This window comes from Aequorivita iocasae, assembly GCF_016757735.1.
Classification (GTDB): Bacteria; Bacteroidota; Bacteroidia; order Flavobacteriales; family Flavobacteriaceae; genus Aequorivita; species Aequorivita iocasae.
Genome location: NZ_CP068439.1, coordinates 3,207,674 through 3,222,293 on the forward strand (window position 1 = coordinate 3,207,674; position 14,620 = coordinate 3,222,293).

Below are 14,620 nucleotides of genomic sequence, written 5' to 3' on the forward strand. Positions count from 1 at the left end.
CTGAATAATTTCAGTCATAATTTGCTTTGAAAACAAACCAAATATCAAAAAGTAGCGTATATAATAACACTTTAAGTTACCCTATTCCGTATCTTGAAAATGAACATTCCATATCACTGCATTCTAAATATCCCTTTTAAATTAAAATAACTCCCAATGATTGAAGATGTAGAAATTACCGACAACGAATTTTTGAGACAGTTCGAGCTCGAAATTGGCGACAATATGGCCCGCATTGAATATGCGCTGCAGGACCGAAAAATTTTCCTAACAAAATATGAAATGCCCGAAGATCTCGAAGAGCAGGGCTTTAGGGAGATATTCATAAAAGCTGTTTTTGAGGAAGTGAAAAACCGAGGTATAAGCTTGGTTCCCACCAGTCCCGAGATTGCAGGGTTTATGCGAAAAAATCGCAGAAAGTACAAAGATCTGCTACCTGTGGGAATTAATATTTAAGCCAAAACTGTTTCAGCAACCTTAAACCGTACCAAGCCATCTTCATCAATTTCAGTAAGTGTAATTTGCTCTAAAGTATTTACCAATTCCGGATTCCACGGAGCTTTTACCTTTACGTAATTTTCGGTAAAACCGTGAATATACCCTTCTTTGTTTTCTCCCTCAAAAAGAACTGTTCGGGTTGTGCCAAGCTGACTTTCATAAAAAGCCCTCCTCTTTTTTGCCGAAAGGCCTCGAAGCATTTTGCTGCGCTTATTTCTCACTTTCATTGGCACTACGCCTTCCATCTCAGCGGCTGGCGTATTATCTCTTTCAGAGTATGTGAAAACGTGTAAGTATGAAACATTAAGTTCGTTTAAAAAATGATACGTTTCCAAAAACCGTTCATCCGTTTCACCCGGAAAACCAACAATTACATCAACGCCAATGCAAGCGTGTGGCATCACTTCCCTAATTTTTGAAACTCTTTCCGTATAAAGTTCCCGCATGTAGCGACGGCGCATCAATTTTAAAATTTCGTTGCTTCCACTCTGTAATGGAATGTGAAAATGTGGCACAAAGGTTCGTGATTTTGAGACAAAATCTATTGTTTCGTTTTTTAACAAATTCGGTTCAATTGAAGAAATGCGAAGCCTTTCAATGCCTTCTACCTCATCCAAGGCTTTTACCAATTCCAGAAAAGTGTGCTCATGTTTTTTATTTCCGAACTCTCCTTTTCCGTAATCGCCAATATTTACGCCAGTTAAAACAATTTCCTTTATCCCTTGTTTTGAAATTTCAAACGCATTTTTCAAAACGTTTTCCAACGTATCGCTTCGCGAAATACCTCGCGCCAATGGAATAGTGCAATACGTACATTTATAATCGCACCCGTCCTGCACCTTTAAGAATGCACGGGTTCTATCACCAATGGAGTAAGACCCTACATAAAAATCAGCCTCTTCTATTTCGCAGGAATGCACTTCGCCAAAATCATTTTTGGAAAGGTCATTTAAATAATCAGTTATTTTGAATTTTTCAGTAGCTCCAAGTACCAAATCTACCCCATCCACATCTGCCAATTCGTGTGGCTTCAGTTGGGCATAACAGCCAACGGCTGCAACAAAAGCTTCGGGATTTACTTTCTGTGCTTGCTTTACGATAGTTTTAAATCGCTTATCGGCATTTTCGGTAACGCTACAGGTATTTATTACATAAATGTCGGCCTTTTCAGAAAAATCAACACGGTCAAATCCCTCACCCTCAAAACTCCGTGCAATGGTAGAAGTTTCACTGAAGTTGAGTTTACAGCCTAAAGTGTAAAATGCGACTTTTTTTGATGCGTTCATTATTGTATTTTTGGCAAATGAGGGCACAAAAATACAAACTTAAATCGGTTCCCGAAAAAACTTGATAATGCCTTTGAAAAATCTAATCTTAAGAATTTCAACATATTTCGTACTCTTCTTTTTACTTTCCTGTGGAAATAATAAAGAAACCGAAAATGACCACCTTGTTTTCCGCTACAACGAACACGGAAACATCCCCACGCTCGATCCTGCTTTTGCAAGAAATCCGCAGGCCATTTGGCCGGATAACCAACTTTACAATGGTTTGGTGCAATTAGATGACTCTTTAAATATAATTCAGGACATTGCAAAAAGTTGGTCTGTCAATGATTCTACAAACACCTATACTTTTAATCTTCGGAATGATGTATATTTTCATCAAAATATAGCGTTCGCCCAAAAAGGACTTCACAGTCCACCCCGATATACACGAAAGGTTGATGCGTCAGATTTTGTGTATAGCTTTAACCGTTTGACCGATGAAAAAGTTGCCTCTTCCGGAAGTTGGGTAATGAATTATGTTGAAAAATATTGGGCTGAAAACGATTCCACTTTTGTAATTCAACTGAAACAGCCCTTTCCTGCATTTTTAGGATTGCTTACTATGAGGTATTGTTCCGTTGTACCAAAGGAGGCTGTGGAATTTTATGGTAATGAATTCCGAAGTAATCCTGTGGGCACAGGGCCGTTTCAGTTTAAAATGTGGGAAGAAAACGTGAAACTCGTTTTCAGAAAAAATCCACTTTATTTTGAAAGGGATGAAAATGGAAACAAACTTCCTTATTTGGATGCCGTTTCAATTACTTTTTTACCCGATAAACAGAGTGAGTTTCTTCAATTTGCACAGGGAAAGCTTGATTTTATTTCAGGTTTGGACGGTAGTTACAAAGATGAACTTTTAACCACTCACGGAAAACTGCAACCAAAGTATGAAGACTTGGCGTATATGATTACGGGACCGTATTTAAATACGGAATACCTCGGTTTTTTTCTCGGTACAAATACTCCGGAAATACAGAGCAAAACATTGCGGCAGGCAATAAATTATGGTTTTGACCGTGAAAAAATGGTTACCTACCTCCGCAACGGCATGGGCATTCCAGCCACTCACGGCTTCATTCCAAAAGGTTTGCCGGGTTATGCAGCGATTGACGGTTACACCTATCAGCCTGAAAAAGCAAAACAATTAATTGAAAAATACAAAGCTGAAACTGGCGATCAAAATCCAGAGATAACCATCGGCACAAACAGTCAGTATTTGGATTTGTGCGAATATGTGCAGCGTGAACTCGAAAAACTCGGGATTGCCGTGACAATAGATGTAATGCCGCCTTCCACGCTTCGGCAGATGAAAAGTAGCGGAGAACTTGATATTTTTCGCGCTAGCTGGATTGCCGATTATCCAGATGCCGAAAATTATTTATCGTTATTTTACAGTCCCAACTTTGCACCAGATGGGCCAAACTATATGCACTTTCGTAATACTACTTTTGACAGCATTTATGAAAAGGCGCTTTCAATTTCAGAAATTGAGGAACGAAAACTTCTTTATACTAAAATGGATTCCATTATTGTTGAAGAAGCGCCGGTAGTGCCTTTGTTCTACGATATGGCCGTGCGTTTTGTAAATAAAAAGGTTTCGGGTCTCGGGATCAACCCGCAGAATTTTTTAGTTTTGAAACACGTAAAAAAGTCGAAATAATTTGTAAATTACAGTTTAAACTTCAAAAAAGTAAAAAATGGATTTGGAGGTTCTGCTCTGGCAATGGCACAAACGCTTCGCAATAATGCAAAGCAACTTGTAAAACGTGATAAATACTTTGAAAAGGACATCACACCTTCAAATAGTAGCTATGGAAAAATCATCGATTACAAAAAAATGTCCCCCGAACAATTTGAGGCATTCAAACAAAAACTGCGTCAAAAAGAAGTAGAGCGACAAAAACGGCTAACCATTGTCTGTGGAAGCGTTATGGTAGTGATTGTTGCAGCCCTGGTTTATCTTTTATTTTTTTATTAAGCCTTTCGCCACTTAGCGGTTTCCTCAAAAACATGTTCCAAAATCTTGGCGTCCACTTCTGAAAATTCAATATTTCTTCGACCCATCACTACTTTTGCCACTTCAAAAGCCTTGTCGGTTTTATAAGTTGTAAAACCCCCGCTTCCGCCCCAACTGAAGCTGGGAACAAAATTTCGTGGAAAACCGCTTCCGAAGATATTTGCGCTAACGCCAACCACAGTTCCAGTATTAAACATGGTATTGATGCCACATTTGCTGTGGTCGCCCATCATCAGCCCGCAGAACTGTAATCCGGTTCTTGCAAAACCTTCAGTTTCGTAATCCCAGAGCCGCACTTCGGCGTAATTGTTTTTTAGGTTGGAATTGTTGGTATCTGCCCCCAAATTGCACCATTCGCCCAACACTGAATTTCCCAAAAATCCATCGTGGCCTTTGTTTGAATATCCAAAAATCACACAATTGTTCACTTCACCTCCTACTTTACTATGTGGCCCAATAGTAGTATTGCTATAAATTTTTGCGCCCATTTTTAAAGTTGAATGTTCACAAAGTGCAAAAGGCCCACGAACAGCACACGCCTCCATAATTTCGGCATCTTTGCCAATATATATAGGGCCATCGGAAGCATTTAATGAACAAAGTGGTAATTTGGCCCCTTCTTCAATAAAAATATTCTCAGGATTGCTCGTCCAAACAGCTTCGGGAATGGGTTGCGATTCACGGCCTTTGGTAAGCATTTCAAAATCGCGTTTTATCGCTTCGCCATTTTTTGAAAAAATATCCCAAGCGTGTTCTATTCTTAATACATCATCGTGCGCATATTGGATTATATCAAAAGTTTCAAAATCTACTTCCTGTCCTTCCGAAGTAAAAAAAGCAATAGGTTCATCATCAAAAAAAACGGCTTGGTTTTCCGTCAAACCTTTTATGATATTCACCAAATTCTCCGAAGGCAAAAAGGAAGCATTTATAAATATGTTCTTATCAAGTTCTAAAAACGGATATTTTTCGGAAAGATAATCTTCTGTAACCGTAGTTGTAGTAAAGCCCAGCAGATGCTCCCATTTTTCGCGAATGGTTAAAATACCTATTCGAATATCAGCCACGGGGCGGGTAAATGTGAAAGGTAAAAGCTGGTTGCGGACGTTACCGTCGAAGAGAATATAATTCATTTTTAAGACTTCTAAATTTAAATTCAAAGCTAATAAAAAAAGCCCTCGATTTCTCGAAGGCTTTTATATGTTTTACTAAAAAGTGAAGACTACTCTTCAGCCTTAGCTTCTTTTGCTGCAGGTTTTTTAAACTTGTCGTATTTGTTCTTGAATTTGTCAATACGTCCAGCAGTATCAATAAGTTTTGCTTTTCCAGTATAGAAAGGGTGTGAAGAACGTGAAATTTCCATCTTAACCAAAGGATACTCAACACCATCAACCTCGATAGTTTCTCTTGTATCTGCAGTTGATTTAGTAAGGAAAACATCTTCGTTGCTCATATCCTTAAAAGCAACTATTCTATAATTTTCTGGGTGGATACCTTTTTTCATCTCTCTAATATTATAATTTAAAATGCGCTCTTCCGACCTTTCGGAATTGAGTTTGCAAATTTAAGTATTAATTGGAAACTAGCAACAAAAATATCCACTTTTTTAATTCGTTACTAAATCGCCTGCAAATGTAACGTTTTGCTATCTTTGTTTACTAACCAACCGAACCAAAAAAACATTTAAAAAATGGAAACGCAACCTATTTCAATTAAAAAAACTGCAGCCAATTACGGCCTTATTTTAGGTGCAGTGCTTGCACTTATGACCACGCTTATGTATGTTCTAAACCCAGACCTCTTTACAAAATGGTGGGTGGGTATTATTAGTTTTTTGATAATTATCGTTACGGGAATTGTTTCAGTTGCCAAAGCAAAGGGATTATTGGGAGGAATAATGAATTTTAAACAAGCCTTTACAGTGTATTTTATTACTGTTGCAATCGGGCTGTTGATAAGTACTGTCGTTGGAATTTTAATATTCAACATCATCGATCCGGAATTAGCTGCTTTTTTACAGGAAAAAACTTTGGAAATGACCGCTGAATTCTTACAAAAACTAGGCACTCCTCAAGCTGAAATAGACAAGCAAATGGAAAAAATGGCTGAACAGGATAACTTTGCGATTGGCACACAGCTCAAAAATTACGTATTTAGCCTTGCGTTTATGAGTGTTATCGGTTTACTCGTTGCGCTTATTTTCAAAACAAAAAATCCAAATCCGTTAAACTAATTAATGAATATTTCCATCGTCATACCTCTTCTGAACGAAGAAGAATCGCTAAATGAATTGTACCGTTGGATTGCAGATGTTATGCAATCCAATGGTTTTTTATACGAGCTCATCTTTATTGACGATGGCAGTACCGATGAATCCTGGAATATAATTGAAAAATTATCCCTTGAAAATTCTGAGGTTAAAGGAATTCGTTTTCAGAAGAACTACGGAAAATCGCAAGCCTTGCACGCGGGCTTTGCAATGGCAAAAGGCGACGTCATTATTACGATGGATGCCGATTTGCAGGACAATCCCGAGGAAATTCCCGAACTCTATAAAATGATTACCGAAGAAGGTTTCGACCTTGTTTCGGGCTGGAAAAAGAAACGATATGATTCAGTGCTCAGCAAAAATATGCCTTCCAAATTGTTCAATTACGCAGCCCGAAAAACATCTGGGGTAAAACTGCACGACTTTAATTGTGGGTTGAAAGCTTATAAAAAAGATGTTGTAAAAACCATAGAGGTTACTGGCGAAATGCACCGCTACATTCCAGTATTGGCTAAAAATGCTGGTTTCAGCAGAATTTCAGAAAAACCTGTTTTGCACCAGGCCCGAAAATACGGAACCACCAAGTTTGGCGCCGAACGTTTTATCCGCGGGTTTTTGGACTTGATTACCATTTGGTTTTTGTCGCGTTTCGGCAAAAGACCCATGCACCTTTTTGGCGCTTGGGGGGCATTAATGCTGATAATAGGTTTCTTTTTGGCGCTTTACTTGGGAATTGACAAACTGTTTTTAAATCCCTTCGGAAGACTTATCACAGAGCGTCCGCAATTTTACATTGCACTTACTGCGATGATTTTGGGAACGCAACTTTTCCTCGCCGGATTTTTAGGAGAATTGATCCTGAGAAGCAAAAAGGATTCCCGAAACTACATTATTAAAGAACAACGAAACTTCCACGATTAACCATTCAGATTCGTTATTTTTGCACTTTAAATTAAGCGAATGATTTACGTAGATCCGAAAATTTTAGACCGCGTTAACCAGTGGCTCACTCCCTTTTTCGACGAAAAAACCCAGCACGACATCAAAGAAATGATTGCTTATGATCCCGAGGGATTGGAAGACAGCTTTTATAAAAACCTAGAGTTCGGTACCGGTGGTATGCGAGGCATCATGGGGCTTGGCGACAACCGAATCAATAAATATACTTTAGGAAAAAACACCCAAGGGCTTTCAAATTATTTAAAAAAACAATTTCCAAATAAAGAAATTAAGGTCGCAATCGCCTATGATTGTCGCCACAACAGCAAGGAATTTGCAAAAATTGTAGCCGATGTCTTTTCGGCAAACGGTATAAAAGTTTTTCTTTTTTCAGAATTAAGGCCCACTCCCGAGCTTTCCTTCGCAGTAAAATATTTAGATTGCCAAGCTGGAATTGTTTTAACGGCTTCGCACAATCCACCCGAATACAACGGCTATAAAGTGTATTGGAAGGATGGCGGACAGCTTGTTCCACCGCAAGACGGCAAAATAATTGCGGAAATAAATTCACTGAAATACGAAGACATAAAATTTGAAGCGAACGAAAATTTAATCCAATTTATAGATTCGGAAGTTGACGAAGCATTTGCAAAAGCTTCAGTTGAAAACGGTACTTTTAATAGTTCACAAGAAGCGAAAGACCATTTGAAAATTGTTTTTACTTCGCTTCACGGAACGTCAATTACAATGATTCCGAAGGTTTTGGAACAAGCGGGCTATAAAAATGTTTCCATTGTTGAAGCACAGGCTGAACCGAACGGCGATTTTCCAACGGTAAAATCTCCCAACCCGGAAGAGCCTGCAGCTTTAAAAATGGCTTTGGAACTTGCAGAAAAAGAAAATGCAGATATCGTAATTGGTACCGACCCCGATTGTGATCGTTTGGGTATTGCCGTTCGTAATGATAAAAACGAAATGGTGTTGCTCAACGGAAACCAAACTATGGTTTTGATGACGCACTTTTTATTGGAACAATGGAAAAAAGCTGGAAAATTGAACGGAAAGCAGTTTGTGGCTTCCACAATTGTTTCAACACCAATGGTTGAAAAAGTTGCGGAACATTTCAACGTAAAATATATGGAAGGGCTCACGGGCTTTAAGTGGATTGCCAAAATGATAAAGGACCATCCCGAACTTGAGTTTATTGGCGGAGGCGAAGAAAGCTTCGGTTATTTGGTGGGCGATTTTGTTCGTGATAAAGATGCCGTTACCGCCACCCTACTCGCCTGCGAGATTGCCGCGCAGAAAAAACATGCTGGCAGCAACATGTTCCAGTATTTAAACGAAATTTACGACACTTACGGAAATTACCGTGAACATCTTATTTCAATTACAAAAAAAGGGAAAAAAGGTGCTGAGGAAATTTCAGCGATTATGAAAACACTTCGTGAGAATCCTTTTAAGGAAATTGCAGGCAGTAAAGTAATTAGAATGGACGATGTTTCAAAAAACGAAACTACAGATTTCACAAAACAAGAAACTTTGTCATTAAACCTGCCAAAAAGCAACGTTTTAATCTATTATACTGAAGACGGCAGCAAAATTGCAGCGCGGCCTAGCGGCACCGAACCGAAAATAAAGTTCTACATTAGCGTGAATACTTCCGAAAAGGATAATTTTGAAGAAATACTTCAGAAAAAAATAGACGCTATTGCCGCACAACTAAACGTGAGTTAATGAATTATTTCAGAAAAATACTGCGCTACGCGTATCCTTATAAAAGATTTGCTTTTTTAAATATCTTTTTTAACGTGCTGTATGCTTTGTTCAGTACGCTTTCGTTTGTGGCGCTCATCCCTGTTTTGGAAATTATCTTTAGCGACCAGCGCACGCTTGGGCCACGGCCGGTTTATAAAGGAATATCAAACGTAAAAGATTTTTCACAGGAATACCTAAATTACTTTATAATTGAAAACATCAACAAATACGGGGAGTTCAAGATTTTGATGTACATGGTTGGGATTATAATCGCTTTGTTTTTGTTGAAGAACTTAAGCAATTATTTGGCGATGTTCTACTCAACCTTTCTTCGGAACGGAGTATTGAAGGATCTTCGGAACGATCTTTACAGCAAGGTAATACAGTTTCCTCTGGCGTTCTATTCCGAAAAGCGAAAAGGAGATACTATTTCCCGACTTAGCGGTGACGTAGACGAAGTAAAAAATTCGGTGCTTTCGGTCTTGGAAATGATTGTTCGTGAGCCGTTGACCATTATCTTTTCTTTAGTTACAATGCTTTTCATTAGTGCAAAACTTACATTATTTGTATTTCTTTTTCTACCTATTTCCGGTTTTTTAATTTCTAAAGTGGGAAAATCACTTAAAAAAGGCTCTTTAAAAGTGCAACAGGAACAAGGGGTGTTTCTTTCCATTCTGGAAGAGACCATGGGCGGTCTGCGCATTATTAAAGCTTTTCATGCAGAAAACCTCTTTCAGAAAAAATTTGAGGACAGTAATGAACGATTTTATAAATATTCAAATTCAGTATTGAACCGACAAAACCTTGCTTCACCGTTAAGTGAGCTGTTGGGAATCATTACCATTGGCGTTCTTTTGGTGTATGGCGGTTATTTGGTTTTTGTTGATAGAACACTGGAGGCCAGTTTCTTCATTGGCTATATTATGTTGGCCTATAATATTCTAACCCCCGCTAAGGCTATTGCAAAGGCTAGTTATTCCCTTAAACGCGCTGATGGTTCCGCACACCGGATTTTGGAATTGTTAGAAGCTGAAAATACTATTGTAGATATTAAAAATCCTGTGCAAAAGGAAGGTTTTGATGGAGTTATTTCAATCAAAAATATTTCCTTTAAATATGAAGACCAATACGTGTTAAAGGATTTTTCACTTGAAATTCCAAAGGGAAAAACCGTTGCGCTTGTGGGCCAATCTGGGAGTGGAAAAAGTACAATTGCGAATTTGCTTACCCGTTTTTACGATGTGAACCAGGGAAGCATTGAAATTGACGGCGTGGATATAAAAAATATTTCAAAAAAATCCCTTCGCGGCTTAATGGGTATTGTTTCACAGGATTCCATTCTTTTTAATGACTCCGTTGCTAATAACTTAAAGCTTGGAAAACCCAATGCTTCCGAAGCTGAATTGATGGAAGCTGCGGAAATAAGTAATTCCTATGAATTCATAAAAGATTTGCCCGAAGGTTTTGAAACCAATATAGGCGATAGCGGCAACAAACTGAGTGGCGGCCAAAAACAGCGATTGAGCATCGCCCGCGCCGTTTTGAAAAATCCGCCGATTATGATTTTGGACGAGGCAACTTCGGCTTTGGATACCGAGAGCGAACGTTTGGTGCAGGATGCGTTGGAGAAAATGATGAAAAACAGAACTTCCATCGTCATTGCCCATAGGCTTTCTACCATTCAAAATGCCGATAATATTGTGGTGCTTTCCAAAGGAAAGATCGTAGAACAGGGCAAGCACCAAGAGCTTTTGGAGAAAAAAGGCGTGTATTACAGTTTGGTGGAAATGCAGTCTTTGGCGTAACGGAAATTAAAAATTCCGTAACAAATTAAACCTTTCCGAAATATTTCCGTCATATAACCGATTGCGCAAACAATGGTTGAAGAACAAGAACTGGTAACGGCATTGCAGACCGATGGGGCCAAAGAGGCTGCGTTTCGGGAACTGGTGGCGCAGTATAAAGAGCGACTCTATTGGCAAATCAGGAATATGGTCTTGGATCATGATGATGCAGATGATGTGCTTCAAAACACCTTTATAAAAATTTTCAGAAATATTAAATCGTTTAAAGGTGAAAGCAAGTTGCACACGTGGATGTACCGCATTGCCGCCAATGAATCCATTACCTTTCTGAACAAAAAGGCACGCCGCAACAATGTATCAATAGACAATGTGAAAGACAATGCGGTGCGCAAACTGGAAACAGATGTCTATTTTGAAGGAGACCAATTGCAACTGGAGTTTCAGAAAGCAATTGCAACCCTCCCAGAAAAACAACGGTTGATTTTTACGATGAAGTATTTTGAAGACCACACCTTTGAGGAACTTTCAGAAATACTGGAAACCTCTGTGGGCGGTTTAAAAAGCAGCTACCACATAGCCGTAAAGAAAATTACCGAATTCATAAAAAATCACGATGAAACTCTTTGAGGTTTTTAAAGTCAGAGTTAAATAATGGAAAAAAATAAAAACATACCTACTTTTAAAACCCCCAAAAATTATTTTGAAACTTTTGAGGAGCGCCTTTTCGTTAAAATGGCTGAAGAAAACTTCCCCAAAAGCACAGGATTTAAAATACCGAAGCAGTATTTTGAAAACTTCGATGCAAGAATTTTAAAAGAAATTTCATCGTCAGAAAAACCAAAAAAAGTAATCCCACTTTTCCCTCGGAAATATTTTGGGTATGCCGCCGCTATTGCCGCTTCTTTGGTTATTGGCTTTACACTTTTCAATACAAAAAACAATACATCCACGCTTGATTCGCTTCAATTGGCAGCTATTGACACCTATATTGAAGAGGGTAACTTAAACCTAGACCTTTACGACGTGACTTCATATATAGAAAATGAAGACATTGCCAACATAGATTTGGACGCCAAGTATTTTACCGACAGTTCACTAAAAGAATATCTTTTTGAAATTATTGATACAGAAACCTTAATTGATGAGTAATGAATAAATTAGTCATGCTACTTTTCCTTTTGGCAGCAACCATGCAGGCACAAGATGGAAAACACGAAAAAATAAAGGCTTGGAAAACAGCTTATATTACTGAAAAACTTTCGCTCACCTCTGCTGAGGCAGAAAAGTTCTGGCCTATTTATAATAAATACGATGATAAATTTCACGAGCTTCGGAAAAAAGAGCGAACTGAAATTTTTAAAAAGTTGAGAGATGGACTTGAAAATCTTACCGAGACCGAAGCCAATGAATTAATAGACAAGAATCTTTCCATTGAATCCAGTGAACTGGAATTACGTAAGCAAATGACTGTGGAACTGAGAAAAGTACTTTCACCCAAAAAAATAATTATTCTCAAAAAAACGGAAGACGATTTTAAGCGGGAACTTTTAGAACGCTACCGTGGCAGCAAAGGCGAAAAAGGTCCCAAGTAACCAAAATAGAAAAAGCCCCGGCATGCTGGGGCTTTTTCTATTATTTAAATTATTAAATTACATTGCGCCCCATTCTTTTAATGACTTTTGATTTAAAGCCACATAATCATCATTACCTGCTGCCTTTGCAAGTTCTATCGATTTTTTTGCGGCTTCAATAGCGCCTTTTTTATCTCCCGCTTTTGCGTAGATTAAAGACTTTTGTCGCAACTGCCAAAACTTGGGCTCTTTGTTCATTTCAACTGCCTTATCAATCCAAGCCTTAGCCTGATTTATATCTTTTCCAGCCTCTAAATAATACACGGCTGCTGAATAATAATCGTTTGCCGAAGGGCCGTTCATCACTCTTTGGATGCTCTCTGAAACGGTTTTGTCAGTTCCAAATTTAATGGGTACGCCCACATAGGTTTTTTCCCAAAGTAATCCCAGCATGGCAGAATCATTTTTCAACTCATCAAAAGACATTGTAAATGTTTCTATATTCATAGGCATCGGGTACGCTGCAGCAGATACTTGTGCAGCAACTTTACTATCGTCCCATTTTTCAGGAGTTCCCCAATTAGTAGTGTCCTCATAAAAGTATATCTCCCAGTTTGATGTTCCTGGTTTTGTGTAAATAGCATAACTGCCTGCCTTAACTGTTTTACCTCCTATCTCCACATCGTCGCTAAAGGTTATCTTCGTATTTGCATTTGCCCCTGTACGCCACATTTTGTCATAAGGAACCAAGCCCCCGTATATAATTCTTCCTTTCATGGACGGCCTAGAGTATTCTAAAGTTACATCTGTCAAGCCCACTTTTTGCTCAATTTTTTGGAACGGGCTAGGTTGGGGGGTTTCTATTTGTGCCTGTATGCCAAATGTTAACATGAAGGCAGAAAAAAGTAAAAAAATTTTTTTCATTGTAATGGTTTTAAGGTGATTATAATTTTCACGAAGTTACTGTTTGGTTTTTTTTAAATAGTTAAGGAAAACCTAAAATCTTACTTTTTTTGAGCGAAAAGAAAGTCTGTAATCAATGAGTATAGCTTAAACACAGCACAACTGTTAATTTTTTGTTTAATCTTTTTATACTATCTTAAAACAAACTATTTTTAAGAAAAAAATTGAATCCATGTTTAAGTTTTTAAAAAGAATATTTAAAGTTCGTTTCCGAAATGGCGCTGTAGAAGCAAATACTTATAGGCTTTTGCGCATGAACAGTAAACTTTCGTTCAAGCAAGTAAAATAAGCTTTTAATGAAAATTTACACTCTACAGGCCAAACAAAATTTGCCCATATCTAAGGAGGAGGCTTGGCGGTTCTTATCAGATCCTAAAAACCTGAAAATAATTACGCCAGATTATATGGGTTTCAATATCCAGTCCGGAGCAGACAGACCTATGTTTGCAGGGCAAATTATTGAATATTTAGTCACCCCAATTCTGGGAATAAAAACTAAATGGGTTACAGAAATTACCCACGTTGTAGATAAGGAATATTTTGTTGATGAGCAACGCTTTGGGCCTTATGCGCTATGGCACCATAAACATTTTATAAAAGAAATTGATGGCGGGATTGAAATGGAGGATTTGCTTCACTATAAGCTGCCTTTTGGTTTTTTGGGCCAATTGGCGCATCCTTTTTTGGTGAAACCCAAACTCGACGAAATATTTGAATATCGAAAAAATAAATTGGTGGAACTTTTCGGTCCCTTATAATTCACAACATAAGAATTATGCAAAAAAACATACTATTAATAGGTGGTTCTTATGGAATTGGAGCTGCTATTGCTGCAAAATTGAAAGAAAATCATAATGTGATCATCGCATCACGAAGCAGTGAAGATATTCCAAAGGGCATAACACACTTTTCTTTTGATGCGTTGAAGGATGATATTACAACATTGGATTTGCCCGAAAGAATTGATGGTTTTGTATACTGCCCGGGCAGTATTAACCTCAAACCTTTTAAAATGATGAGCCCTGAAACGTTTAGCCAAGATATGGAACTTAATTTCCACTCGCTTATGCGGGTGGTTCACGGTTTGTTGCCCAATCTGAAAAATTCAGATCAGGCCAGCCTTTTATTTTTCAGCACCGTTGCTGTTAAGATAGGGATGCCTTTCCATACCAGCGTGGCTGCAGCAAAAGGTGCTATTGAAGGATTTGCAAAAGCTCTTGCCGCGGAATACGCCCCAAACTTTCGAGTGAACGTAATTGCACCATCATTAACCGATTCGCCTTTGACTTCAAAACTTTTGAATAACGATGCAAAAAAAGAAAAGATGGCGGAGCGTCACCCACTGAAAAAAGTAGGCAACACTGAAGATATTGCTGCAATGGCAACATTTCTACTAAATGATGAATCAAAATGGATTACGGGTCAAATTTTTGGGGTAGATGGCGGACTTTCAACCTTAAACGTAAATTAAT

Annotated in this window: 16 protein-coding genes; 12 read left to right on the top strand and 4 right to left on the bottom strand. The window is 38.3% G+C overall.

Going from position 1 to position 14,620, the window contains the following annotated elements:
- The first annotated feature begins 156 nt into the window (after positions 1-156).
- Positions 157-456: a GNAT family N-acetyltransferase gene (locus JK629_RS14680; RefSeq protein ID WP_062620971.1), complete on the top strand. Its 300-nt coding sequence runs from the start codon at positions 157-159 to the stop codon at positions 454-456.
- Here the strand turns inward: JK629_RS14680 and mtaB are convergent.
- The gene (mtaB, locus tag JK629_RS14685; protein ID WP_202336355.1) at positions 453-1,784 is read right to left on the bottom strand and encodes a tRNA (N(6)-L-threonylcarbamoyladenosine(37)-C(2))-methylthiotransferase MtaB; all 1,332 of its coding nucleotides are present in this window, start codon (positions 1,782-1,784) and stop codon (positions 453-455) included. The two genes, JK629_RS14680 and mtaB, sit on opposite strands and share 4 nt — an antisense overlap.
- A 67-nt stretch (positions 1,785-1,851) precedes the next feature.
- On the opposite strand from mtaB, the gene JK629_RS14690 reads away from it, so the two are divergent.
- Together JK629_RS14690 and JK629_RS14695 are read left to right on the top strand one after the other, a co-directional pair.
- Positions 1,852-3,486 (top strand): ABC transporter substrate-binding protein, encoded by a 1,635-nt coding sequence (locus JK629_RS14690; RefSeq protein ID WP_202336356.1) that lies wholly within the window; start codon positions 1,852-1,854, stop codon positions 3,484-3,486.
- Between the two features lie 63 nt (positions 3,487-3,549).
- Positions 3,550-3,804, top strand: coding sequence for a hypothetical protein (locus JK629_RS14695; protein WP_202336357.1), 255 nt, complete (start codon positions 3,550-3,552; stop codon positions 3,802-3,804).
- Here the strand turns inward: JK629_RS14695 and JK629_RS14700 are convergent.
- On the bottom strand, positions 3,801-4,976 hold the full coding sequence (locus JK629_RS14700) for a GlmU family protein (RefSeq protein WP_202336358.1): 1,176 nt from the start codon (positions 4,974-4,976) through the stop codon (positions 3,801-3,803). The genes JK629_RS14695 and JK629_RS14700 overlap by 4 nt on opposite strands.
- Positions 4,977-5,065: 89 nt before the next feature.
- Positions 5,066-5,347 (bottom strand): type B 50S ribosomal protein L31, encoded by a 282-nt coding sequence (locus JK629_RS14705; RefSeq protein WP_202336359.1) that lies wholly within the window; start codon positions 5,345-5,347, stop codon positions 5,066-5,068.
- A 186-nt stretch (positions 5,348-5,533) separates the two neighbouring features.
- On the opposite strand from JK629_RS14705, the gene JK629_RS14710 reads away from it, so the two are divergent.
- The 7 genes from JK629_RS14710 to JK629_RS14740 all read left to right on the top strand — a co-directional run bounded on the left by JK629_RS14710 (position 5,534) and on the right by JK629_RS14740 (position 12,206).
- On the top strand, positions 5,534-6,076 hold the full coding sequence (locus JK629_RS14710) for a DUF4199 domain-containing protein (protein WP_202336360.1): 543 nt from the start codon (positions 5,534-5,536) through the stop codon (positions 6,074-6,076).
- A gap of 3 nt (positions 6,077-6,079) precedes the next feature.
- Positions 6,080-7,033: a glycosyltransferase family 2 protein gene (locus JK629_RS14715; protein WP_202336361.1), complete on the top strand. Its 954-nt coding sequence runs from the start codon at positions 6,080-6,082 to the stop codon at positions 7,031-7,033.
- A gap of 39 nt (positions 7,034-7,072) precedes the next feature.
- A complete protein-coding gene (locus JK629_RS14720) occupies positions 7,073-8,788 on the top strand; it encodes a phospho-sugar mutase (RefSeq protein WP_202336362.1) in 1,716 nt (571 codons plus the stop codon).
- Positions 8,788-10,614 (top strand): ABC transporter ATP-binding protein, encoded by a 1,827-nt coding sequence (locus JK629_RS14725; protein ID WP_202336363.1) that lies wholly within the window; start codon positions 8,788-8,790, stop codon positions 10,612-10,614. Before JK629_RS14720 ends, JK629_RS14725 begins: the two co-directional genes overlap by 1 nt.
- A gap of 72 nt (positions 10,615-10,686) precedes the next feature.
- Entirely contained in the window at positions 10,687-11,241 is a 555-nt protein-coding gene (locus JK629_RS14730; protein WP_202336364.1) for an RNA polymerase sigma factor, read from the top strand.
- 24 nt (positions 11,242-11,265) lie between these two features.
- Positions 11,266-11,763 carry a hypothetical protein gene (locus JK629_RS14735; RefSeq protein ID WP_202336365.1) on the top strand — a complete coding sequence of 166 codons (498 nt, stop codon included), beginning with the start codon at positions 11,266-11,268 and terminating at the stop codon, positions 11,761-11,763.
- Positions 11,763-12,206 (top strand): sensor of ECF-type sigma factor, encoded by a 444-nt coding sequence (locus tag JK629_RS14740; protein ID WP_202336366.1) that lies wholly within the window; start codon positions 11,763-11,765, stop codon positions 12,204-12,206. The genes JK629_RS14735 and JK629_RS14740 overlap by 1 nt, the downstream gene beginning before the upstream one ends.
- A 57-nt stretch (positions 12,207-12,263) precedes the next feature.
- Here JK629_RS14740 and JK629_RS14745 read toward each other — a convergent pair whose 3' ends face one another.
- Entirely contained in the window at positions 12,264-13,109 is an 846-nt protein-coding gene (locus JK629_RS14745) for a DUF2911 domain-containing protein (protein ID WP_202336367.1), read from the bottom strand.
- Between the two features lie 335 nt (positions 13,110-13,444).
- Here JK629_RS14745 and JK629_RS14750 point away from each other — a divergent pair, with 335 nt between their 5' ends.
- Positions 13,445-13,906: an SRPBCC family protein gene (locus tag JK629_RS14750; protein WP_202336368.1), complete on the top strand. Its 462-nt coding sequence runs from the start codon at positions 13,445-13,447 to the stop codon at positions 13,904-13,906.
- A 17-nt stretch (positions 13,907-13,923) separates the two neighbouring features.
- Positions 13,924-14,619, top strand: coding sequence for an SDR family NAD(P)-dependent oxidoreductase (locus JK629_RS14755; protein ID WP_202336369.1), 696 nt, complete (start codon positions 13,924-13,926; stop codon positions 14,617-14,619).
- Position 14,620 lies beyond the last annotated feature (1 nt).

Excerpts from the sequence above, each read along its gene's own strand:
- JK629_RS14720 (WP_202336362.1), top strand. The coding sequence starts at position 7,073 with ATGATTTACGTAGATCCGAAAATTTTAGACCGCGTTAACCAGTGGCTC.
- JK629_RS14750 (WP_202336368.1), top strand. The coding sequence starts at position 13,445 with ATGAAAATTTACACTCTACAGGCCAAACAAAATTTGCCCATATCTAAG.
- JK629_RS14705 (WP_202336359.1), bottom strand. The coding sequence starts at position 5,347 with ATGAAAAAAGGTATCCACCCAGAAAATTATAGAATAGTTGCTTTTAAG.
- JK629_RS14690 (WP_202336356.1), top strand. The coding sequence starts at position 1,852 with ATGCCTTTGAAAAATCTAATCTTAAGAATTTCAACATATTTCGTACTC.
- JK629_RS14735 (WP_202336365.1), top strand. The coding sequence starts at position 11,266 with ATGGAAAAAAATAAAAACATACCTACTTTTAAAACCCCCAAAAATTAT.
- JK629_RS14715 (WP_202336361.1), top strand. The coding sequence starts at position 6,080 with ATGAATATTTCCATCGTCATACCTCTTCTGAACGAAGAAGAATCGCTA.
- JK629_RS14680 (WP_062620971.1), top strand. The coding sequence starts at position 157 with ATGATTGAAGATGTAGAAATTACCGACAACGAATTTTTGAGACAGTTC.
- JK629_RS14695 (WP_202336357.1), top strand. The coding sequence starts at position 3,550 with ATGGCACAAACGCTTCGCAATAATGCAAAGCAACTTGTAAAACGTGAT.
- mtaB (WP_202336355.1), bottom strand. The coding sequence starts at position 1,784 with ATGAACGCATCAAAAAAAGTCGCATTTTACACTTTAGGCTGTAAACTC.
- JK629_RS14710 (WP_202336360.1), top strand. The coding sequence starts at position 5,534 with ATGGAAACGCAACCTATTTCAATTAAAAAAACTGCAGCCAATTACGGC.
- JK629_RS14755 (WP_202336369.1), top strand. The coding sequence starts at position 13,924 with ATGCAAAAAAACATACTATTAATAGGTGGTTCTTATGGAATTGGAGCT.
- JK629_RS14730 (WP_202336364.1), top strand. The coding sequence starts at position 10,687 with ATGGTTGAAGAACAAGAACTGGTAACGGCATTGCAGACCGATGGGGCC.
- JK629_RS14725 (WP_202336363.1), top strand. The coding sequence starts at position 8,788 with ATGAATTATTTCAGAAAAATACTGCGCTACGCGTATCCTTATAAAAGA.
- JK629_RS14740 (WP_202336366.1), top strand. The coding sequence starts at position 11,763 with ATGAATAAATTAGTCATGCTACTTTTCCTTTTGGCAGCAACCATGCAG.
- JK629_RS14700 (WP_202336358.1), bottom strand. The coding sequence starts at position 4,976 with ATGAATTATATTCTCTTCGACGGTAACGTCCGCAACCAGCTTTTACCT.
- JK629_RS14745 (WP_202336367.1), bottom strand. The coding sequence starts at position 13,109 with ATGAAAAAAATTTTTTTACTTTTTTCTGCCTTCATGTTAACATTTGGC.